Raw genomic sequence first — 19415 nt, 5'->3', positions numbered from 1 at the left:
TCCTTTCCAGTAGGTGGTCTGGTGGGGTCTGGCGTCCTGTACCGGGCCCGAGGCGGGGCGTCAGAGCTCCTCAGCGGCGATCTCCGAGCGGATGTAGGCGGGCCCCATCCACTCGGCGGGGCTCGGCTGACAGCGGCACCCGCCGACCGGCTCGCGGACCGAGCACGGGCACGTCAGGCCGTCCTGCTGCCGCGTCCCGTCCGGGTGGACGTAGCACTCATCGCACTCGAAGTCCGCGCGGTCCGTCTCCTTGCGCGGCTGGACGGCGTGGGCGACGAGCGCGTCGAACGCCTCGCGGTCGGTGGTGCAGTCGCCGGAGGTCCAGCCGCAGTAGCAGTCGACGCTGTGGTACTTCGGCCCGTAGTCCTCGCGGCGGCCCTGCGCGCGGAGCGCGACGCCGTGGACGCCGATCCTGTCGGCCTCGGTGTGCTCCCAGGGCAGTTCGGTGAGCGCGGGGTGGGTCCAGTCTTCGGGGCGCATCGTGCCGGTCACGTGGATCTCTCCTTCGGTAGGGGGTCTGATCAGGCGGCGAGCATGGTGGCGGCGGCGCGGTGGTAGCAGGAGTGCTTTCCGCGCAGGCCCGCCGGGCAGGTGCAGCCCTGCGCGGCGGTCAGGTAGATCTCCCCGGTCCGCTCGCTGGCGGTCCGGAAGATGCGCTTTCCGCTCTTCATGGTGCGGAGCGGCGCGATGCCGCCGTCCGCGATCAGCTCGCGGGCCTTCTCGACGGTCGCGGCCTTGAACCCGGCGGCCTTGGCGGCGGCCTCCTGGCGGGCGAGGCGCTCGCAGGTGGGGCCGATCTCGCGGGCCACGCTCTTCGCGCTGCGGAGGGTGGCGCGGCACCGGGTGCAGGTGGCGGTCTTGGGGGTGGTGGCGCTCAGGTTCATGTCTTAAGGATAGCATCCTATCGTTCTGATAGCAAGATGGGATTGAAGAAACCCCCGGGACCCACACACCCGGGGGTCGAATCAGCCCTTAGACCGCACCGTCACCTCACGACGCTCCTCCAGCAACGGCCGAAACTTCCGCACCGCGTTCGGCTGCTGCATCTCCAACTCACGCGCGATCTCCCCCCACGTCACGCCAGCGTTCCGCGCATCGGCCACAGCCTGCACCACCGCCGCTTCCGCATCCAGCCGCTTCTTGTGCGCGTGCCTCACACCCGCCGCTGCGGCGATCTTGGGGTCCTTCGCTCCGGTCATGTCGGCATCATCACACGCTATCCATATGGCAGCAACCCGCATCTCGTGCCGGTCGACCTTCTCCGCCGCGACAATCACAGCACGGGTCGGAGCCCGGACCGGTACTCGCCCAGCGTGGTCAACCCGCGCCGCCGCGCCTGGTCCCAGGACGGGCACCAGGAGTGCCAGATCAGGACCCGCATGTTCGGCCGCCCGGCTGGGTCGTAGACCTCCGCCGACCAGAGGCGTTGGCCGTAGGGACTCCGGCCAGGGAGGATGCGGACGCGGAGCCGCTCACTGATCGGAGTGTCCCGCAGTTGCAGGCAACGGTCGCATGCGCAGGTGGAGCGGTCGCCGGTGTGGGCGTGGTGGCCGGGCCAAAGGTCGCACAAGCAGACGCGGACGAGGGCATCGGGGTTCTGTTCGAAGGGGTGCATGGTCAGAGCGCCTCTTCCTTGATCACGTTGTCGCCCTCCATCAGTCGCCACGCACGTCCAGCGCAAGGTCGATCCCGTGATGCGCCGCGACGGTCTCCACGGTGCGACACGGCCACTCCGGAGGCTCACCCTCCCCGCCGCCGAAGTCACAGCCCTGGCACTCACCGAACGTGTCCCGGGTGTGGAGGTCCAGGACGGCGCGGGCCAGCGGGTCACCCAGTGCGGCGAGTTGTTCGAGGACGACGGCGAGTTGAGCGGCGCGGGCGGCTTCGCGGCGCTGGTGCTCGGCGGCCGCGCGGTCCATCTCGGCGCGCTCGGCCGGGGTGGGCTCGATGACACCAGCCTCCAAGAGGGCATCCCGGGTGACGGGGAGGACCGCGCCTCGCTTCACGACGTTGAGGACTATCTGGTCGGTCACGGGTCATTCCTCTCGACTGAAAGAACACGTCGGGCCATCGGGGGTCGATGCCGACTGGGTTCGCTCGGAAGCTCGATCAGCTACTGAAACGCTGGTCGAACTTGGGTAGCTCGCTCTGCGGGACGAAGACGGTGATTACCTCGGCCGGGTTGCGGTAACGCTGGTCGCTGTCATCACGGCGGTAGATGTGGCCGAACGCCCGGTTGCAGTCCGAGCCGGGTTCGGCGACGTCACACAGGCCGTAGCCGAACTCGGTTTCGCAGGTCGGGCACTCGGTGCCGAAGACCTCCACGGGCACCAAGTGCACCTTGACGAGGGCTTCGCCCATCCGGGCGGTGCCCTCCAACTCACTCGCTACGCTCTCACTCACATGACCAGTCATGGAGCGATGCCCGTTTCCCACAGGTCGCCGTCGTCACCCTCGTTGTAGTCGGCGACGAACTGGACGTACTCCTCCGACTCGCCCCGCACTGAGCAGGTGAACTGCTCGCCACGGTGATCGCGGGCGATACCGTCGACCATGGGGCAGCCCGTGAGGGCGCGGACCATCTGGTCGATGGCCCATTGCTTGTGGTGGGCGCCGTCGTCGACGCCGTCGCGGACGATATCGAGCGCGTTGGCGATGCGTTCCCGGTCGGTCATTCCCTGCTCCCTGCTCCTTGGTTCGATCGGGTGTAGTGCGTGACCAGTCGGATGATCGCCCAGATGACGACGCCGAAGAAGGTCAACCCGAGCAGGGTGCAGAAGGCCATCCACATCTTGAAGCCGGTACTCATGGCCGCCACCCGTCGCGGTACTCGGGGTGCCCGGCGTACGGCAGGGCGAGCAGGCGCACGGTCAGGCAGGGGGCGGGCTCCAGTCGCACCCACCGGTCATCGTGGACTAGGGGGTCGTCGTCGGCGCGGCGGTCGCTGCATCGTCTGCACGCCCGGGTCGGTCCACTCGGGTTGAGGAACCCGAAGTGCTCGTCCAGGATTCGCCGCTTGCTCGCGACCTCGGCCCGCGCGCGTCGTCGTTCGGGTTCGGTCATCTGCCGGTGCGTCTGCGGCGGTGCTGGCTTAAGCGCTCGCCACGGGCCGTGCTTGCCGACGTGGTCGGCTTCGCGGGTGCACTGGTCGTCCATCGCGTACGGGCCATCCCATGTGCGGCGGACGTAACCGCACTCGGTCGCCGCCGCCTCGTCCTCGGCCAGCCGGGCACTGAGAAACTCCACCAGCTCACTTATCAGGCTCGCCTCCGCCCCTTCGCCAGTGCCGCCCAGTCGACGCGAGGCGCAGGCTTGTCCGCCTCCGCGTGCGCCCGCTCATAGTCGTCCATGCCCAGGTACCAGAGTCGGCAGCCCCTGCCGTCCTCGCGGAACCGGATGCCCTCACCGCGCTCGAAGGTGAAGGTGTAGTTGCTCATGGAGTGCGGGGCGCCCTTGTCGTCGATTCGGTCGGCGATCCGGCGTAGCAGCCCGGCGAACCCGGTCAGGTAGAGCGGTTTGACCCTGTTACTCATCGCGTTCCCCGTCCTCCGGCATCGGCTCCTCTGTGTCCCCCGGGCCGCCGGTCTCCACGCACCACTCCGTGTATGCCTCCGCGATGACCTCGGGCGGGGGGCGTTCGGGTAGTTCGGCGCCAGGCAGCCGCAGGTACCACTGCCACATCTGCTCCGTCACGGCGTTCCGGCTGGTGCCCATCCTCTTCGCGATTCGCAGAGCGACCCACCATTGGCCGTTCCAGAACACCAGGGAGCGGTGTCGGCGGCCTGGCCTGGGCTTGTTGGGCACGTGAGAGATCGTGACAGGTACACGTGTGGGTTTCAACGGAGGGCCTCCTGGGGGTTACCGGTTGTGGGTGCACGTGTACCGGGTTACCGTGAAACCGCCAAGGTACACGTGTACCCACGACCAGGGCGCCCCGAGCTTCTCCGCGGGGCGCCCCAATCTTGGAGGGCACCGATGCGGGACACCGCGGACCCGGACGTCCAGGACGCGCCGCCCGCACCCCGACCCGACCCCGACGAACCGATCGTGCACTCGCCCAGGCCCGCCGCCCCTGCGCCAGACGCCCAGGACGACAAACCGCAGCCCGCGCGGATCACACCCGCCCCGCTGATCGCGATGACCGCCGAGACGGTCACAGCAGTCGGCGCTGCGCTGTGGCAGGTCGGGGGCTGGACGGCGGTCGGGCTCGGCGCGGCCGGGGTGGTCGGTGCAGGCACGGCCGTGGTGGCGCGTCGGCGGCAAGCGCGCGCAGCGCGGCGGACCCGACCCTGGTCGTCGGGCGCGGCGGGCCGGAAGGCCCCGGCGTCGTTCGGGTCGGCGGGGCGCACGCGGTCACGGACGGGGATGCCGTCGTCCGGCGGAGGCAGGCGTGCCGCGACATCCGGACGGGCAGGCCAGGCTCGCCTCCCTGGCGCAGGGAAGCGACTCCCTGGCGCGGGGAGGGTCGGCGCGGCGGGCAAGCGCGCGGCGTCCTCCCCCGCACTGGCCGGGACCGCACGCGCCGCGCGACGTGCGGCGCGTGCCGGTGGCAACGGACTGGACCGCGCGACCGCCGCCGCATCACGTGGGCGTGCGGCGGCCCGCGCGGCACGCGACGCCAAACGCGGCGGGGCCTCCCCCCGTGGCGCTGCACGCGCCGCGCGAGCGACGCTCCGCGACGCGCACCGCACCACCCGGACCCGCGGAGCGTGGCGGCGGATGCTCGGCGACGCGGCCTGCGGCATCGGGACGTGGATCTACGGACAGTTCCACGACTGGGCCACCAGCCTGACCGACGCCGCGCAGTGGCTGGTGTCGCTGCGACGCGGCGGCGCCCTCGAGGACGAGGGCCGGGAACACCCGCGTATCGACACGACTGTGGACCGGCCCACCAGTGCGGCCGGCGGACAAACCGGAGGGGCGGACAGCATGGGAAACAACAGCGGCGGCACGCCGATCTTCGTCAGCGCGGCAGAGGAACTCGCGGAGGCGTTCCGCCGGTACGTGCCGCCACCGGGCGCGGGCGGCATGGTCCAGATGTACGCCGATGTTGGAATGCTGCCCGACGCGCTGGACGCGATCTCCAGCGGGCTGAACGTGTTGGCGGACCGGTGCCGTAACGAACTGCCCCTGCACCCGGCGATCGCCGAGTTCGTGGACGCCATGGCAAAGGCGCAGGCCGACATGTCGCAGATTTCGGCGGAGCTCAAACCGGCGATCGAGCGGCTGCACGTGGAGGACTTGGACCGGCACCGCGCCCCCCGCCCGTCCGAAGAGCGGTGGAACGTGTCATGACCAGCATCGACTGGAGGTGGCGGCACGGGCCCGCATCGGGGCCGCTGCACGGGGCGATCGCGTTGACGGCGGCGTCGATCGTCGGGACGTTGCCCGTGGTGGACGCGCCGCCCGATGCGGTGCTGGGGGGTGGCGCCGTAGTGGCGGGGGTGGTGGCGTGGCGGTCTCGGTATGACGGGTCGTCGCGGGTCCGGCTGACGTATCGGCTGGTGACGGTGAGCGGGGGTTCGACGTGGCTCGCGCACGCCGTGGATGCCGGGTGGTCGCCGACGGTGGCATGGACGCTGGCCGCTGGGGCGGTCGGCGCGGGGCTGCTGTGGCGGCCGGTGCGGGCGATGGACCGCCGCCGGGTGGAGCGGGCCGCGGTCCGGGAGGCGGAGCTGGAGGCCGCTGCGGTCGACGTCGCCGAGCAGGAGCGTCTCCACACGGTCGCGGATACCTGGGTGTGGCGGATCGAGCGGGTCGCCCACGTCAAGGGCTGCCGGGTGCTGGCGATCCAGGACTGGGTGTTCCCGGGCCCGGACGGTGTGGATCGGTGTACGGGGTACACGGTGGAGGTGCAGCTTCCGGCCACAGGGGAGACGTGGCGGACGATCGCCGCATACGCGGACGGGCTCGCGTCGGCGGCCGACCTGCCGGAGGGCTGTGGCATCGAGGTTGGGCCGGGCGCGTCGAAGCGCCGCTGCCTGGTTGAGGTCGCCACCCACGACGCGCTCCGCGACGACATGCCGTACCTTCCCGCGCAGATGCCGGGCGATATCGACGCGATCCCGTTTGGAGTGCACCGCGACGGGTCGCTGGCGGTCGCGCCGATGCGGTTCGAGTCGACGCTGCTGACGGGCGCGAAACGGTCCGGGAAGACCAACGAACTGCTCGCGATCCTGGGCCGGATCCTGGAGTGCAACAACACGGTCGTCTGCGTGATCGACTACAACGGCGGCGCGGTCGCGTTGCCGTGGCTGATGCCGTGGGCATCGGGCGAGATCTCAGACTCGCCGATCCTGTGGGTCGCCGACACCCCGGAAGAGGCGACGCTGATGTGCGCATGGCTGGTCGAGGTGATCGAGTTCCGCAAGAAGCACTACCACGCGGCGAACACGGCCCGCGATGACGACAAGATCGACGCCTCTCCTGTGGTTCCGCAGATCATCCTGGTGACGGACGAGTTCGGTTCACTGGACCGCAAGATCACCGAGCAGATCCGGCAGGTCAACGACCGGGGCGGCGGCGCCGCTGTCACGACGCTGACGTGCTCACTGGGGTCGACGTCCACGTACGTGCCGCCGGAGTTGCTTGCGCAGGTGTCGAACCGGCTCGCGATGCGGGTCAACGATGAGAAGGCTCTCGGGTACCTGTTCGAATGGGCAGGCGGGAAGGGGCGCCCGAAGCCGGAGGACGCACCGCACACCGGGTACGGGCATTACCGAATCGCGTCGGGGCAGCCGAAGGTGTTCAAGGGCCCGCGGATCCTCCCGTCGACGGTGCGGCAGGTCGCGGTCACCACGTCGGCGTGGCGGCCCCGGCTGGACGAGGCGACGGCGCGCATGTCGCCGGACTGGGCACGGATCTTCGAGGACCGCTGGGAGCGGTCGGCGCACCTGGTCGCGGCGGCCGGTGGACGTCCCGGCGCAGGGCCCGCCGGTGGGCCGGATCCGGAGCGGCCGCCGCGACCCGAGCCAGAGTCGGAGCGGCCTGCGGCCGAGTCATTCGGCGGGGCGATGGACCGGCTCGGCGCGGCGGCCGAGAAGCTCCGCGACGCCGTCAACGGCGCGGGCGGCGGCCCCGGCCGGGACACCGACGCGGAGTTCCAGCGGATCGTCGAGGGCTTCGATGTGGTGCCGGAGTTGGTGGTGCGGGCGCTGGTCGCGTTCCGGGCGGCTGACCGGATGCACAGCCGGGACATGGCCGACGCTCTCGGCGTTCGGGTCGAGTTGCTCGGCCAGCTGCTCAGCCAGCTCGACGTCCGGCCGCTCCCCTCGGACTTCAAGGTCGACGGCCGCCGGGGCCGGGGGTACCGGCGCGCGGACCTGGAGGCGGCGGCCGACCGGATCCGCCGCGGGGACCTGGTGGCGCCTGAGAGCGTGGCCGGGTGGCGGCCGGACGCGCCGGAGTTGCCGCCGGAATGGACGTGACCGGGGGCCCACACCCTCCCACACCCGGGGTGTGTGTTGGGGTGTGGGTCCCACTCCCCCACCCACACCCCCGTTAGCCCGCTGACCTGCGAAAACCACACCCCCACACCCCCCACACCCCTGGCCCGAGGGCCCCGTGTGAGCCCTCTGCAAGCCTCTGTTGACCACACAGATGAGGGTGTGGGGGGTGTGGGACCCCCGAGAGGACGGACGGTATGAGCACGCACGATCGAGCGCCGCACGGGCGCGGGATGGCCTGGGCGACGCTGCTCGTCGCCGGCGGGATCAGCCTCGGCGTCAACCTCTGGCACGCCTTCGACCAGGCGAGCGACCGCGGGCCTGTGACGTTGTGGCTCGGCGCGTTGGCCGTCATGTACGGCACGGCCCCGGTCATCTTGGCGGCGTTCCAGGCGCATTCGGCGGCGTTCACGCCGAAGGGCTGGTTCCGGTTGACGTTGACGTACGTGCTGATGCTGCTCGGCATGGCACTGAGCATCCGGGCGCAGGCGGCTGCGGTGGAGCCGTTCGCGGGTGACGGGTGGCGGTGGGTGTTCCCGGTGATGGTGGACCTGTCGACGATCGAGGCGCTGATCACGTTGGTGATCTCGGCGCGGCGTACGGCTGTGGTGGCGCAGGCCCGTACGGCGGACGTCCCGGTCCGTACGGTGCGGCCGGTGATCTGTGAGCGGAAGGTCGGGATGCCGTCCGTACGGAAGGCGCGTCCGGTTCTGCGCGCCGTACGGGATGAGCCGTACGGGCTGGAGCGTACGGACGGTGGGGTGCGTACGGACGCCGTACGCGCGGGCCGTACGGAGGCATGTACGGCGCCGCGTACGGACGCCGTGTCGTCCGCCCGTACGACCCGTACGGAGCAGGTCAGCGCGCCCGTACGGGACGTACGTGAGGGGCGTGCGTACTGGGTCGGGATGCTCGCAAAGGAGATCCGTACGGCGACCGTGGAGGGCCGTACGTGGGAGCCGGTGTACGCCGATCTGGAGGTGCGTACGGGGTGGGGACGGTCATGGTGCGAGAAGACCGTACGGGCCGCGCGTACGGCGGCCGAGATCGAGACGGACGGGGAAGGCGCGAGCCGTACGGGCACCGACGCCTGACCCGTACGATGCCGCCCGTGGATCTCACCGAAATTGCCCTGTCCGCCGCAGGCATGATCAGCACCGGCGCCGTGGGCGTGTACGCCGGACGGCACACCCGCCGATCTGCCGACGCAGGGCAGGCCGTCAGCGTCCTTGAAGCCGAACGGTGGCATGCCGACCTCACCCCGAAGTTCGTCGTCACTGCCGCCCCCGCCAACATCGACCGCGCCGAGCTGTGGGTGGAACTGGCCGGGCCGGTGCCGCTGAACGGCCTGGACGAGATCGTCATGAGTGTCCGCGATGATGTTCCAGGCCGTGAGCCGGTGTCGCCTGCCGGTCCTAGCGCTGAGGAGATCGCCGCGCAGGTGTACGGGCCGTACCAGTTCGGGCCGTACGCCGACGGTGCCGACGCGCATGGCCGGGGCGTCGCCCCGTTCGCGTTGCAGGTCGGTGAGCGCCGCCCGTTCTCTCTGATGAAGACCCGCGCGCCGCACTGGACGGGGCAGAGCGATGAGCAGTGGTGGCAGCAGTGGGCGGGTGAGCCGGTGCGGTTGGAGTTGCAGTGCCGCCAGGGCGATGATCCGCTCTGGCGGGTTTCTCTGAATGTCGATGTGCCCTCGCGGATGCCCTGACCTGTACGTCGACGCCCCCGGACCGCGCGGTCCGGGGGCGTTCGCTGTGTGAACGGCCCGCGCGTCCCCCGCCAAAGAAGTTCGCGGGCCGGTCCTTCACTGTGGACGGGTGCCCGGTGTCTGGTCCGGGGTCCGCTGCGCTGACGGTAGCGCGGGGCTCCGACAGTCTGGGGTCACTTGATCCGCATCGTCCAGCCGCGCGGGAGTGGAACGGCCTCAGCCTGGAGCTCGTCAGCGGCGCCCCAAGTCCTGAGGTTGATGCAGTACCAGCCCTCGCTGACCTTCCATGTGGCTCCGGCTCGGCCGAGGGATTCGGCGGCGGCGTTCAGCCGTTTGTGGTGATCGACGGCGGCGTCCACGTCGATCTCGGGGAATGTGATCACGAGGGTGGGTCTTGTAGACGGTCCGGTCGGGTCGATCACGCGGCCGGACGTTTCGTCCCATCGCAGGTGTGGTTCGCGGGCGAGTGTGCGCAGGATGTCGCGTAGGCAGGAGGGGCAGGCGCTGTAGGTGCACTTCGCTACCGGGTCGGGGCGACCCTCGGCGGGCTCCACGCCGGGGCCCATCCAGTGGCCGTGTTGAGTCCAGGGCATTCGGTCTCCTCGGGTTGGGTGCGCCTATTCTCCCGCGTTCTATTTGGGCTTGTGGGGGGAATCGTTGATTGTCCGGTTTTTGTCAGAAAATTGCGGGCTGGAATGGCGTTCAATGCCCGGCCGATCTGGATCGGGTGGCGTCTCCTTCAACTGGTCGAGGGCGGCGAGGATGCGGTGACCGGCTTCGGGGAAGAAGAACGGGGCGCCCGGGGCCATCAGCGAGTCGGCGAGGTCCCGCACCCGCTGCACGGCGGCCTCGGCCTCCTCGGCGCGCTCGGTCAGGCGCCGCTCCATCTCGCCGTACGTGCGGTCTCCGTCCTCACAGCACGACGCGCGAACCCGAAAGAGATCCTTTCGGGTTGCCTGTTCAGTGAGCACGGCCTCGACGACGGGCAGGACGGCGTCGGCGCGGGCGAGGGAGTTCTCCCACAGGACCGTCTCCTCCCGGGTCAGCAGCCGGGCGGGGCCACCCGCCGCCTGGTCCATGGTCCATCGGTAGAGCGCTTCGGCGAGCCGCTCGCGCAGGTCGCCGGGAATCTCACTGCCGCGAGCAGATTCACGGCCTCCAGCGGGCCGAGAACCTACAGGCCGCTGCAAGTTCTCGGCGGCCCACGCCTGGACGACGGGCAGGACGGCGTCCAGGATCGGCGACGTCGGCGGATGCCGCTCGGGGTCGTCGGCGAGCAGCGACGCCACCATGCGGCGGGCGGCGTGGCCCCGCTCGCACAGCTTGTGGCCCTTCTCGGGTGGGTCGCAGCAGATCCACTCCGCTGTGATCCACCAGTGAAACGTGGTGCGCAGGGTATCGGCGAGCCGCGTGCGGAGGTCGCCGGGCTGCTCACCCAGGATCCGCATCACCGTGTCCACCACCTCGCCGGACGAGAAGTGAGGGTCCGCGTCGAGCGCGGCCGTGAGCCGCTCGCGCAGGTCGCCGGTGGGCGTGTCAGGGCTCCGACCGAGTCGATCATCGATCTGCTTCTGGAGTCCAACGGCTCTCGCAGTGTGGAGCGCGCACGTGCTCAGTTCACCGGCGTCCATCGCCGCACTGGCCGCCTTGGTCTCGCGGTCGAGCGCCTCGCGCAGGTCGCCGGTGGGCGTGCGGTCAGGCATCGTCCGGCTCCGTACTGAAATCGCCATGGAAAGAAGCCGGTTCGTCCGAGCTGTCCATGGCCTCGCGAGCCTCGCAGATGGAGCCGCACATACAGCGCTCGCTAGACGGACAGATCCAGTCGTCGGGCAGGTTCACGATGCCTCCCAGAGGGTTCGGGGGATGCCCTCAGTGCCGAGGGCGTGGCGGGGCCGGGACGGGCAGGTCCAGCCGCGCCGCGCGGGACGCTCGGCGACGACGCGCCATGCAGCTGCGCGGAGGCTGGCGCCGCTCTCGCCGTCCTGCGTGTACGTGATCAGGCGGCGGTAGCCGAGGGCCTTGGCCGCGCGCCAGGCTGCGGCGTACAGCATCGAGTTCGCGTTCGCCGTGCCGTCGGTGGCGGTGCGGGTGACCTCCAGTGTGAGGCCGTCGTCCAGGAACCGGGCGACCGGGCGACCGACGATCGCCACGCCGCGCAGCACGTCCGCCTCGTCGGCGATCCCGAGCGTGAACTTGTGACCCACCGGCGGAGCGTGGTGCCGGTGCCACATGGCGACGAACCCGCAGGCATCGACGAATCGGACGGGCACGATGCGCAGGTCGCCGGTGGGCGGGCGGTCGGCGGGCTTCATCGGCACTCCTCATGGATCGGGCCTTGCGGCGCGTACCGGAGCCGCCACGTGATCAGGTCGCCGTCCTCGATCGACTCGTTGCACTCCACGCACACCCCGGTCCATGGCGCGGCCGGGAGCGTGGCCTGGACGGCGGGGATGATCGCGCCCGCCAGCATGAGAGAGACGGGGTGGCGCTGCTCGGGTGTGCCGGTCCGGTTACCGGGGTGCATGGTGATGGCGTCCGCGATCGTGTCGCGGAGCCGGGTGGCCTGCTCGGGTGTGTGCATCGACGCGGACGGCGGTACCTGCCCCTCGGGCACCTCGCCAGGGACGACGTGGACGCCGCGCGCGGGCACGTCCGGGCGGGGCGCGGTCGGGTCAGGCATTGGTGGTCTCCTCGGTGATCGCGTACTCGGCGGACTGACGGTGGATCGCTGTTACCTCGTCGCGGGCCTGTTCCATCGCGACGTGCGCGTCGACCAAGTCGTGCGCCGCTTCCGCCCATGCTTGGCGGGCGTCGTCGGTGGTCTGGTCGGCGGGGTCGCTCGCGCGGGCGAGGGTGTAGGCGCCGCGTGCGGCGTGCATTGCTTCGCAGGTGGCGGCGAACTTCTGGGTGGCGTGGTTGGCCACGGCTTGGGCTGCGGCCAGTTGCTGGTCGTGTGGGATTTCGGGGGCGGCGGTCATGGCAGTCCTCCGAGGATCACTGCGGCGAGTGCGGCGGCGTCCCGCAGGTCGGGGCACGGCCACGGCTCGCCGCACCACAGGCACTCGTCGCAGTCGTCGTGCCAGGGGTTGTGTCGGCGCGTGGTGCCCTCCAGCAGGTTCGCGATTGCCCGGTTGTGGTGGAGGCAGTTGACTGGGTCGCGTAGCTGCGCGGCGGCGGCGGCGGCGATGTCGGCGCGGGCGGTCCCAGCGACGTCGGCCTCCTCGCCCAGCCGCAGCAACACCACGTCCTTGTCGGAGGCCGACACCAGCACCGGCCGCTTTCCGCTCTTGGTCGCAGGCGCCGGGCCGATCACCGCGTACTGCTCCAGCAGCTCCAGCAGTCGCCCGGCCTTCACGAACCCGACGCGCACTTTCCGTTGGACGTGGGTGGTGTCCGCGCGCTGGCCGTCGATGACCGCACGGGCCGCGTCGAGCAGCAGTCCCCGGTCGTGGCCGACGCTCAGGTCTACGACTCCGGGCCGCGGCGCCTTGGTGCGGGCTTTCCTCCCCTTGGTCCCGGGGCAGCCCTCCAGGTGCTTATCGAACGCCTTCACCTGCCGCCGCAGCTCCGCGATCAGGTCTTCCAGCCGCTGGACTTCGGCCGCGTGCCGGGCCATGAGGCTGGTGACTTTCTCCTCGGCGGCGTCTTCGGCTGCGGTGATCCGCGCGGTGGCGATCTCGGTGGCTTTGGTCTCGATGTAGCCGTCGATGTTCGCGGTGATCTCCGCCAGCCGGTCGGTCGCGTCAGGCAAGGTCCGCCTCCACGGGCGTCGCGTCCGGCGTGATGAACTCGGTGCCCTGGACGACCGCCCACGCGATCGAGTCCTGGTCGAAGTCCTTGCACGCTGCGGCGAGGTACTCGCGCAGGTACGGGGCGCGGGCACCCGTGATCTCGAAGCAAACGCAGGCGTTCTGATAGCGAGAGTCCGGCGCGGAGTACCAGACGCCGTGGATTCGGCTGGCGAACTGGTTGATCTCGTTGACGAACCGCTGGGCGAGGCCGGACCAGCGGGTCTGGGTGAGCTTGTCGTCGCTGTTCCCGATGGATGCGTACACGGTGATCATCTCGGGGCCGAGCGGCTCACCTTCGGTCAGCGCGGCCGTCTCGCCCGGGACCGTCCCGGCGGCGAGCATGAGCCGGAGCAGCGTCGGGCCGAGCGTCTCCCCGAGGCAGCCCCACAGGGCGAGCCAACAGTCGGTGTACTCGGTCATCGTGTAGTTGCCGCCCTTGTAGCCCTCGTATTCAGTGCCGAGGGCGGAGCGGGCGCTGTCGAGCATCGCGGCGACGGTGATGTTGCTGGCGGGCTCGAAGGCGAGTTCGTTGTAGTAGCCGCGATAGGAGTGCGGGCTGTTGAAGCCGTTGGGCACGACCAGGTTGGGGTCGGCGGCTTCGAGGGTGGCGATCAGTTCTCCGAGGTTCATGGTCGGGTCCGTTCTAGAAGTGGGTTCGGTGTGCGCGGCGGCTGGACGGGTTGAGCTTGAGCGGGTCGACGAGCGCGATCCGCAGGTCCCGGACGTCCTCGTCGGGGTGGGCGAGCATCACGGCGGTCTTGACCATCACGACGGCCCACGGCTTCCCGGATTCGAGGGCTTCGGCGATGACGCCGCGCAGGTCGTTGAGGTCGATGCCGTTGGGTTGGTCGGCGGGTCTGGTGGCTGCGGCGAGGGCGAGGAGTTCGGCGGTCGCGGGCTGCGCGGACGGCTGGTCGCTGCTCATGACGCCGCCCGTCTCAGCACGTCGGCGACCGTCTGGCCGTTGACAGTGATCTTCGGCGCTTCCTCCTGGGCGAGCTTGAGTGCGGTGTCCAGGTCAAACCGGTGGGCGTCTAGCCAGTCGTCCTCGCGGTTAGACGGACGCGGTTCGTAGTCCCATTTGCCGTCGGTGCCAAGGCACTCGCCGTAGCGGAGGACGGCCCACAGGTCGCCGCCGCGCCACTCGACGGTGATCGTGAAGTGGAAGGCGTCGATGTTGTCCGGCGGCAGGCACGACACCTCGTAGCGGGTGGTGCGGACGGTCGGCTTCGGGGTCTCGGTCATAGAAGCTCCAGTTGTCCTGTGGGGCGCGTGTGGCGCGTGGCCCTACAGCGGGGTTGGGGTGGGCGGTGTTCGTGGCGTACGCGCCCGCTGATGCCCTATCCAGGGGGCGGCGTGGGCGTACCGGTCGAACAGCACGCGGAGCCGTTCCGCGCGGCGGGCCGTGAACGTCCAGCCGCGCACCTCCCGGAGGATCACCTCGGACGCACGCCACGGGTCCGCTTCGCGTCGGCAGTCCGGGCACGCCCCGGCACGGTTCTCGTGGTGGCACAGCTGGACGCCGTCCGGCCGGGCGACCTCGCGGGCGTTGTGGTTGTTGACCCGGGCCTGCACGGACGGCGCACGCTCCGCCGGGATCCGGAACGGATCATCCCGCTCGGCAGCGCGGGCCGCCGCGTCACGCAGCTGCACCGCGTTCATGCCCTTGCGACACTCCGGCCCGACCAACAGCGCTTTCGAGGCAGGGTCAGTGAGCGGCTTTCCGCAGCGCACGCAGGTCGGGTCAACCACGCGGATGCTCATCGGAACCTCCTCGGCCGGTACCCGGGGCGGGATTCGAACCCGCAGAAGGCCCGCTTTTAAGGCGGGTGCGTCGCCGTTGCGCCACCCGGGCGGGGTCGTTGCGAATCATCGGGAGTCCGCGAGCGCCAGGCCGTGCTCGGCGAGCGCCGTACGGATCGCGTCCACCGACCAGGCCCCGACGGTGCGGATGTCCAGCAGGTCCGCGGGCTCACACTGGGTGAGCGCGCTGATGGTGGTGATGCCCTGGCGGTGCAGGGCGTTGCGGGGGCGGGCGGGGAGGTTGAGGGCGTCGATCGAGTCGCCGGGCTGGAGGGTGCGGGTGATCATGCGGCAACCTCGATCCGGTTGAGCAGATATGCCAGTGCGGCCGTGCCCTGCTGAGGGACGACGCCGTTCCCGAGCGCCTTGAGCATCTGGTTGCGGGTGAGGCCGGGGATCGCGGTGACCCATCCGCAGAGAAGGCCCATGAGCCACTCGACGAACACGGGGTTCAGCTGGTCGGCGCCGTTCCGTCCGCTGGGAAGCCGGGGAGGAGGAGCTGGCCGTCCGAGGACGCGCGCCCATCGATCGATGGCGGGGCCGTACGGTCCCCATGCCACGACGCTGGCGGGATCGCGATCCCCTCCAGTTCGCGGGGCGTCTCGCCCTGGGAGATCTCCACGGCCTGTTCCAGGCTCGGTGAGGACGAGTCCCGGACGATCGTGCCCCGGCTCGTCCGGACGGCCGAGACCCGCGGGGTCGGGAGGAGCATCACGGCCGAGGGCAGCATCAGGTCGCCGGAGGATCCGCGCTGGTTCGGACCGCCCTTCGTGCCGTCCGTCGCGCGCGGCGTCGGCAGGAGGATGCACGCCTCGGCGGCGAGATTGCGGCCGTGCGTGCCCGCCTCCTGCGATGGTGTGCGGCGCGTCTGCCGATTCTCGTTGGCTGACGCCCGGGGTGTTGGGAGCAGTTCCACCACCCCGGGCAGGAGCAGTCCCGTTCGGGTGGTCTTGCGGCCGTGTGTGGCGTCCGGCGTCGGCAGCAGAGGTTGCGACGATGAAGACGCGGTCGCGGCGGTGGGGGGCGCCGACGTCGCAAGCGCGTACGCACCGCCAAGATCCCACGTACCCGAGCGCGGCCAGCTCGGCGGTGACTCGGTCGAGTCCCCGAGCAACGAGGGCTGCGACGTTCTCCAGCACGACGAGCCGGGGTCGTAGTAGGCGAACTGCCTCGACCACCGTGAAGAAGAGGCCACTGCGGTCTCCGTCCAATCCGGCGCGGCGACCGGCGTTACTGATGTCCTGGCAGGGGAACCCGGCGGCGAGCACGTCCACGGGCTCGACCTGGGCGAAGTCCACGCGGGTGATGTCTCCGAAATTGGGGAGGGTCGGCCAGTGGCGGGCGAGTATCGCGGCAGCACCCGGATCGGGGTCGGCGACCCATGCGTGCTCGACGTTGAGCACCTGGGCGATGGCCATGTCGAGGCCGCCGTAACCGGAGCAGAGGGAGCCAAGGCGGAGGAGTGCGGTCATCGGGGCCTCCGGAGTCCGCGGAACGGCCGGACCACGCGCTCACCGTTGGCGCGCTGGACGAGGGCGTTGCGCTTAACGCCGCTCGGCGGGGTCGTCCAGTGCAGCCACGGCGGGCACGGCGCGGACGGGTTGAGCTTGGACGCCAAGCGGAACTTCGCGAGGACCGTCACGGGGTGGCCGCGCTCAAGCATGATGATCATGAGGTGGCGGCCTCTCTCGTCGGCCACCAGGCGTCGTGGAGTTCCTGGCGGCACAGCGCGCACCACACGCCCTGCGATGACAGGCCGCCGCAGTCTCGGCACGCCATCGGCGCGATCGCCGGGTGGTCGTCTTCGGGGTCCTCTGGATCTCCGCCCGTGGCGGCGGTGACGCATTCGACGCACAGGCCGGGCGGCAACTCCCCGATGCGGCCCGCCTCGATCAGGTCGGTGACGTCCCTCAGTGTTTCGGTGGGGACGACGGCCATGCGGGCGCAGCCGGTGAGGGCAAGCTTCCCGGGGATTGGGGGCGGAAAGAAGATCGGCACCGGCAGGAGGTGCCGGGCGTTCGGTAGGGCGTTGGCGTAGGGGCTGTGGGGGTTCGGGGGGATGCGGGTGGTCACGTGTTGGCTCCGTTCGCGTTGGTGTCGGCCGGTCGGTCTGGCCAGGTCCCGGCGGCCTTCTCCGCAGTGCGGCGTTCGCGCAGTTGCTCAAGCCAGGCGATGCGCCGGGCGAACGCGGCGGCCGATGCTTTGGCGGCGCGGCGTTCGTCGTCCAGGTGGATCGCGATCGCCTCGGGGGACGCGGACTCGGCGAACAGGTCGTTGCGGTACCAGCCGCGCGCGGCCATCACGCGGTCCCGTCCGTGCATCCGCAGGCGCCCCAGTCGCCGCAGTCGAACAGGCCGGGCTGGCTGTCGAGACGCTCACGGAACCGGCGGAGGGTGAGCGGAGTGACGGCGCCGCCGGTCCGGTCACGGAGGATCGAGACGTCCTTACCGAGGTCCGCGCGGGTCTTCTCCTCCTCGTCCTCCCACTCCAGGTACCGGTTCCGGTTGACGCGCAGGAGGAGTTCCCATTGCGCCTGGCCGCCACGGACGCACGCGCCGCCACAGTTGGCGTGAGGGAACCCGTGCCGGTAGAGCCGAGGTGGCTCAATGCCGCGGTCGCGGAAGACCTGTATCAGGTCGGGCTTGGACACGTACGGCGGGTCGGCGAGCGGCGCCGCTACCCGGTAGGGCTTCCAGGGTTCGGCTGCGGCGTCGGTGCGGTGCTGCTCGGTCCAGTCGAACCCGAGGTAGATGACCGTCTCGGCGGGGTCGCAGTGCTCGTCGATCCAGGCGCGCAGCAGTTCCCGTTTGAGCACGCGCGAGCAGACGGCCATGCGGTTGTTCGGGACGACGCGCAGGTCTCGGCCGACCTGCATGGGGGTGCGGCCGTCCTCGTGGACGAGCCATTCGCAGCCGAGCCGGTTGGCCACCTCGGTGGCGAACCGCCAATTGTCGGCGTCCTCGACCTTGGTGTCGGCGGTGAGGAGGAGGACGTCGGCGGGGCCGTGTTGGGCGACGAGTCGCCATGCGACCTCTGCGGAGGCGAGGCCGGTGGAGTACTGGACGATGTGCTTCATGTGCTGGCCTCTCGCGTGCAGTTCCAGCAGGTGCCGTCGGGGTCGAGCGCGGTCCCGCACTGGCAGGTGGGCACGTCCGCGCCGGGCCTCGCGACGGCGCGGTCGACAACGCCACGGATCTTCTTGAGGGCGCGCTCCTGGTCCCGGATGCGGATCCGCGCGCGGGCGAGCTCGGACGTCAGCTCGGCGATCCGTTCCTGATGTCGATCACACATCTGGTCCCGAAGGTCGGCGATGAGCGCGTCGGCGGCACGTTCGGCGGCCAGCGCGCCGCCGAACGGCGGCGCCAGGCCGAGCAGCTCGGCCAGCAACGTCGCCTCGTCGAGTCGGATCGGCCGCTCCCCGGCCTCGGTACGGGCGACCGTCATCTGGTGCCAGGTGGCCGGGCTGAGTTCGGTCATGCGGCGGGCGAGCTCACTCTGGCTCAGGCCGAGCTGGACGCGGCGGTCCTTGGCGCGCTGGACGAACTCCTCGGCGATGGTCATGGGGTAGCTCCCTGGTCGGCCTCGTGCACCACCGGCCGCTCGCTGCCCATCAGGGCGCCCATCGCGGTGTCGTCGACGTCGCGGCGTTCGGCCCGCACGCGGTCCTTGGCTGCCTCGCGGGCGACCAGCGCGCCCGCCCAGTCGACGAGCGCGATGGCCCAGGCGTTGCGGGCCCGTTCGGTTTGGATGCCCATGGGGGTGCGTCGGCGGCGGGCGTCGTAGGCGCGGCTGGTGGACTTCTCGGTTTCGCGTGCTGCGGTGAGGCGCCGGTTGGCGTCGTCGTAGGCGGCCTGGAGGGCGCGGAGGTTCGTGCCGAGGTCCCGTTTCGTCATGATCAAATCTCGCTTTTCCACAGGTCGTTCGCCGCTTTTGCCGCCTTCCACCTCAACCACGGCGGACCGGAACCACGGGGGGGCAGTTGATCTTTCGAGGGGGTGGTTGATCTTTAGGGGTGTTCTTAAAGGTCTTAGGGGGGGTGAGGACGACCCCCCATTCGGGGGTTTGGGGGGTGAGGACGACCCCCCTTTCTCGGGAAAGGGGGGTGGTAGCTTCCCCCCTTTCTGCAATGGGGGGTGGTGGTCACCCCCCATTCGGAGGGCGTCAGAACAGATATCCACAGGTCACACCGCCTCTTTATCCACAGGCAGCGCCAGCTGGACCATCGCCGGAAGCTCCGGCATCCGGAAGTCCATCGAGTGCCCACGGCAGGCGTAGACCGGCCGCCCGGCCTTGTCGAACAGCGGCTTGCCGTCCTTGCGCAACTGCACGCGCACCTCCAGCCCGCGAGCCGCGAGTTCCTGGAAGACCTTCTTCAACCCCTCGGGGCTGACGTCGGCGACCTGGCACAGCCGCTCGTGGAGCGTGCTGTCGTCCCCCCTGAAGCGGCGCATCCGGCGCGAGCTGGTATCCATCACGCGGTCCGCCACGGCGAGCAGGACAATGCGCGCTTTGGGGCTGAGGCCTTTGGCGGCGGGAGTGCGTAGCCACTCGATGACGTCGCCGAAGAGTTGACCAGCCACGTGCCTCCTTCCGCATCGAAGAAGGTGAGCAGACCTCACCCCTGTCCTCCCTTTTTCAGAGGGCCAATTTCACCCCCACTCTACGCCA

At 70.4% G+C, this 19415-nt stretch carries 35 protein-coding genes, 1 tRNA gene and 1 pseudogene; 4 read left to right on the top strand and 33 right to left on the bottom strand.

The features are described from left to right. Positions 1–60: 60 nt before the first annotated feature. The 11 genes from ABD808_RS04750 to ABD808_RS04700 form a co-directional block, all read right to left on the bottom strand. Positions 61–492 (bottom strand): hypothetical protein, encoded by a 432-nt coding sequence (locus ABD808_RS04750; RefSeq protein ID WP_344890333.1) that lies wholly within the window; start codon positions 490–492, stop codon positions 61–63. A 29-nt stretch (positions 493–521) separates the two neighbouring features. Beyond that, on the bottom strand, positions 522–884 hold the full coding sequence (locus ABD808_RS04745; protein WP_344890330.1) for a DUF6011 domain-containing protein: 363 nt from the start codon (positions 882–884) through the stop codon (positions 522–524). Between the two features lie 81 nt (positions 885–965). Then, complete coding sequence (locus tag ABD808_RS04740; protein WP_344890327.1) at positions 966–1199, bottom strand: hypothetical protein; 234 nt, start codon at positions 1197–1199, stop codon at positions 966–968. 74 nt (positions 1200–1273) lie between these two features. After that, positions 1274–1615: a hypothetical protein gene (locus tag ABD808_RS04735; RefSeq protein ID WP_344890324.1), complete on the bottom strand. Its 342-nt coding sequence runs from the start codon at positions 1613–1615 to the stop codon at positions 1274–1276. 40 nt (positions 1616–1655) lie between these two features. Further along, complete coding sequence (locus ABD808_RS04730; RefSeq protein ID WP_344890321.1) at positions 1656–2033, bottom strand: hypothetical protein; 378 nt, start codon at positions 2031–2033, stop codon at positions 1656–1658. 76 nt (positions 2034–2109) lie between these two features. After that, the gene (locus ABD808_RS04725) at positions 2110–2403 is read right to left on the bottom strand and encodes a hypothetical protein (protein ID WP_344890318.1); all 294 of its coding nucleotides are present in this window, start codon (positions 2401–2403) and stop codon (positions 2110–2112) included. Positions 2404–2411: 8 nt separating this feature from the next. Next, positions 2412–2675, bottom strand: a complete 264-nt coding sequence (locus tag ABD808_RS04720) for a hypothetical protein (RefSeq protein ID WP_344890315.1) — start codon at positions 2673–2675, stop codon at positions 2412–2414. Further along, positions 2672–2809, bottom strand: a complete 138-nt coding sequence (locus ABD808_RS04715; protein ID WP_344890312.1) for a hypothetical protein — start codon at positions 2807–2809, stop codon at positions 2672–2674. The genes ABD808_RS04720 and ABD808_RS04715 overlap by 4 nt, the downstream gene beginning before the upstream one ends. Beyond that, positions 2806–3246: a DUF6221 family protein gene (locus ABD808_RS04710; RefSeq protein WP_344890309.1), complete on the bottom strand. Its 441-nt coding sequence runs from the start codon at positions 3244–3246 to the stop codon at positions 2806–2808. The genes ABD808_RS04715 and ABD808_RS04710 overlap by 4 nt, the downstream gene beginning before the upstream one ends. Positions 3247–3257: 11 nt before the next feature. Continuing rightward, positions 3258–3533, bottom strand: coding sequence for a hypothetical protein (locus ABD808_RS04705; protein WP_344890306.1), 276 nt, complete (start codon positions 3531–3533; stop codon positions 3258–3260). Beyond that, complete coding sequence (locus ABD808_RS04700; protein ID WP_344890303.1) at positions 3526–3804, bottom strand: hypothetical protein; 279 nt, start codon at positions 3802–3804, stop codon at positions 3526–3528. Before ABD808_RS04700 ends, ABD808_RS04705 begins: the two co-directional genes overlap by 8 nt. Positions 3805–3975: 171 nt before the next feature. Between ABD808_RS04700 and ABD808_RS04695 the strand changes: the two genes are divergently transcribed. From ABD808_RS04695 to ABD808_RS04680, 4 genes are all read left to right on the top strand, one after another. Then, positions 3976–5295: a TrbL/VirB6 family protein gene (locus tag ABD808_RS04695; RefSeq protein WP_344890298.1), complete on the top strand. Its 1320-nt coding sequence runs from the start codon at positions 3976–3978 to the stop codon at positions 5293–5295. Beyond that, entirely contained in the window at positions 5292–7427 is a 2136-nt protein-coding gene (locus tag ABD808_RS04690) for a hypothetical protein (RefSeq protein ID WP_344890295.1), read from the top strand. The genes ABD808_RS04695 and ABD808_RS04690 overlap by 4 nt, the downstream gene beginning before the upstream one ends. A 215-nt stretch (positions 7428–7642) precedes the next feature. Next, a complete protein-coding gene (locus ABD808_RS04685; RefSeq protein WP_344890292.1) occupies positions 7643–8539 on the top strand; it encodes a hypothetical protein in 897 nt (298 codons plus the stop codon). A 17-nt stretch (positions 8540–8556) separates the two neighbouring features. Beyond that, positions 8557–9153, top strand: coding sequence for a hypothetical protein (locus ABD808_RS04680; protein ID WP_344890289.1), 597 nt, complete (start codon positions 8557–8559; stop codon positions 9151–9153). A 173-nt stretch (positions 9154–9326) separates the two neighbouring features. Here ABD808_RS04680 and ABD808_RS04675 read toward each other — a convergent pair whose 3' ends face one another. The 22 genes and pseudogenes from ABD808_RS04675 to ABD808_RS04570 all read right to left on the bottom strand — a co-directional run bounded on the left by ABD808_RS04675 (position 9327) and on the right by ABD808_RS04570 (position 19327). Then, positions 9327–9746 carry a hypothetical protein gene (locus ABD808_RS04675; RefSeq protein WP_344890286.1) on the bottom strand — a complete coding sequence of 140 codons (420 nt, stop codon included), beginning with the start codon at positions 9744–9746 and terminating at the stop codon, positions 9327–9329. 39 nt (positions 9747–9785) lie between these two features. After that, a complete protein-coding gene (locus ABD808_RS04670) occupies positions 9786–10856 on the bottom strand; it encodes a hypothetical protein (RefSeq protein WP_344890283.1) in 1071 nt (356 codons plus the stop codon). Then, positions 10849–10992 carry a hypothetical protein gene (locus ABD808_RS04665; RefSeq protein WP_344890280.1) on the bottom strand — a complete coding sequence of 48 codons (144 nt, stop codon included), beginning with the start codon at positions 10990–10992 and terminating at the stop codon, positions 10849–10851. Before ABD808_RS04665 ends, ABD808_RS04670 begins: the two co-directional genes overlap by 8 nt. After that, complete coding sequence (locus ABD808_RS04660) at positions 10989–11465, bottom strand: XF1762 family protein (RefSeq protein WP_344890277.1); 477 nt, start codon at positions 11463–11465, stop codon at positions 10989–10991. The genes ABD808_RS04665 and ABD808_RS04660 overlap by 4 nt, the downstream gene beginning before the upstream one ends. Continuing rightward, on the bottom strand, positions 11462–11833 hold the full coding sequence (locus ABD808_RS04655) for a hypothetical protein (protein ID WP_344890274.1): 372 nt from the start codon (positions 11831–11833) through the stop codon (positions 11462–11464). Before ABD808_RS04655 ends, ABD808_RS04660 begins: the two co-directional genes overlap by 4 nt. Continuing rightward, a complete protein-coding gene (locus ABD808_RS04650; protein WP_344890271.1) occupies positions 11826–12131 on the bottom strand; it encodes a hypothetical protein in 306 nt (101 codons plus the stop codon). The genes ABD808_RS04655 and ABD808_RS04650 overlap by 8 nt, the downstream gene beginning before the upstream one ends. Then, complete coding sequence (locus tag ABD808_RS04645) at positions 12128–12904, bottom strand: DNA translocase FtsK (RefSeq protein WP_344890268.1); 777 nt, start codon at positions 12902–12904, stop codon at positions 12128–12130. Before ABD808_RS04645 ends, ABD808_RS04650 begins: the two co-directional genes overlap by 4 nt. Then, positions 12897–13574 carry a hypothetical protein gene (locus ABD808_RS04640; RefSeq protein ID WP_344890265.1) on the bottom strand — a complete coding sequence of 226 codons (678 nt, stop codon included), beginning with the start codon at positions 13572–13574 and terminating at the stop codon, positions 12897–12899. The genes ABD808_RS04645 and ABD808_RS04640 overlap by 8 nt, the downstream gene beginning before the upstream one ends. Positions 13575–13587: 13 nt before the next feature. Continuing rightward, the gene (locus ABD808_RS04635) at positions 13588–13869 is read right to left on the bottom strand and encodes a hypothetical protein (RefSeq protein WP_344890262.1); all 282 of its coding nucleotides are present in this window, start codon (positions 13867–13869) and stop codon (positions 13588–13590) included. Next, positions 13866–14189 carry a hypothetical protein gene (locus tag ABD808_RS04630; RefSeq protein ID WP_344890259.1) on the bottom strand — a complete coding sequence of 108 codons (324 nt, stop codon included), beginning with the start codon at positions 14187–14189 and terminating at the stop codon, positions 13866–13868. The genes ABD808_RS04635 and ABD808_RS04630 overlap by 4 nt, the downstream gene beginning before the upstream one ends. Before the next feature lie 42 nt (positions 14190–14231). Further along, positions 14232–14708, bottom strand: a complete 477-nt coding sequence (locus ABD808_RS04625; protein WP_344890256.1) for a DUF6011 domain-containing protein — start codon at positions 14706–14708, stop codon at positions 14232–14234. Between the two features lie 18 nt (positions 14709–14726). Then, positions 14727–14799, bottom strand: a tRNA-Leu gene (locus ABD808_RS04620). Between the two features lie 14 nt (positions 14800–14813). Further along, positions 14814–15035 (bottom strand): DNA-directed RNA polymerase subunit alpha C-terminal domain-containing protein, encoded by a 222-nt coding sequence (locus ABD808_RS04615; protein WP_425548887.1) that lies wholly within the window; start codon positions 15033–15035, stop codon positions 14814–14816. Then, positions 15032–15193, bottom strand: a complete 162-nt coding sequence (locus tag ABD808_RS04610) for a hypothetical protein (protein ID WP_344890253.1) — start codon at positions 15191–15193, stop codon at positions 15032–15034. Before ABD808_RS04610 ends, ABD808_RS04615 begins: the two co-directional genes overlap by 4 nt. A 591-nt stretch (positions 15194–15784) precedes the next feature. Continuing rightward, a pseudogene (locus tag ABD808_RS38455) lies at positions 15785–16165 on the bottom strand (DNA cytosine methyltransferase); the annotation flags it as partial. 50 nt (positions 16166–16215) lie between these two features. After that, positions 16216–16419 (bottom strand): hypothetical protein, encoded by a 204-nt coding sequence (locus ABD808_RS04600; RefSeq protein WP_344890246.1) that lies wholly within the window; start codon positions 16417–16419, stop codon positions 16216–16218. Beyond that, complete coding sequence (locus tag ABD808_RS04595; RefSeq protein ID WP_344890243.1) at positions 16416–16820, bottom strand: hypothetical protein; 405 nt, start codon at positions 16818–16820, stop codon at positions 16416–16418. Before ABD808_RS04595 ends, ABD808_RS04600 begins: the two co-directional genes overlap by 4 nt. Continuing rightward, positions 16817–17068 carry a hypothetical protein gene (locus tag ABD808_RS04590; protein WP_344890240.1) on the bottom strand — a complete coding sequence of 84 codons (252 nt, stop codon included), beginning with the start codon at positions 17066–17068 and terminating at the stop codon, positions 16817–16819. Before ABD808_RS04590 ends, ABD808_RS04595 begins: the two co-directional genes overlap by 4 nt. Next, positions 17047–17823 (bottom strand): hypothetical protein, encoded by a 777-nt coding sequence (locus ABD808_RS04585; protein WP_344890237.1) that lies wholly within the window; start codon positions 17821–17823, stop codon positions 17047–17049. The genes ABD808_RS04590 and ABD808_RS04585 overlap by 22 nt, the downstream gene beginning before the upstream one ends. Then, the gene (locus ABD808_RS04580) at positions 17820–18308 is read right to left on the bottom strand and encodes a helix-turn-helix domain-containing protein (RefSeq protein WP_344890234.1); all 489 of its coding nucleotides are present in this window, start codon (positions 18306–18308) and stop codon (positions 17820–17822) included. The genes ABD808_RS04585 and ABD808_RS04580 overlap by 4 nt, the downstream gene beginning before the upstream one ends. Continuing rightward, positions 18305–18640, bottom strand: coding sequence for a hypothetical protein (locus tag ABD808_RS04575; RefSeq protein ID WP_344890229.1), 336 nt, complete (start codon positions 18638–18640; stop codon positions 18305–18307). The genes ABD808_RS04580 and ABD808_RS04575 overlap by 4 nt, the downstream gene beginning before the upstream one ends. 288 nt (positions 18641–18928) lie before the next feature. Continuing rightward, the gene (locus ABD808_RS04570) at positions 18929–19327 is read right to left on the bottom strand and encodes a hypothetical protein (protein WP_344890226.1); all 399 of its coding nucleotides are present in this window, start codon (positions 19325–19327) and stop codon (positions 18929–18931) included. Positions 19328–19415 lie beyond the last annotated feature (88 nt).

It is taken from the genome of Actinomadura meridiana (assembly GCF_039537545.1).
In the GTDB taxonomy this organism is placed as follows: Bacteria; Actinomycetota; Actinomycetes; order Streptosporangiales; family Streptosporangiaceae; genus Spirillospora; species Spirillospora meridiana.
Note: the sequence above shows the minus strand (reverse complement) of the source record. Positions and strands in the feature narration are given on the sequence as shown.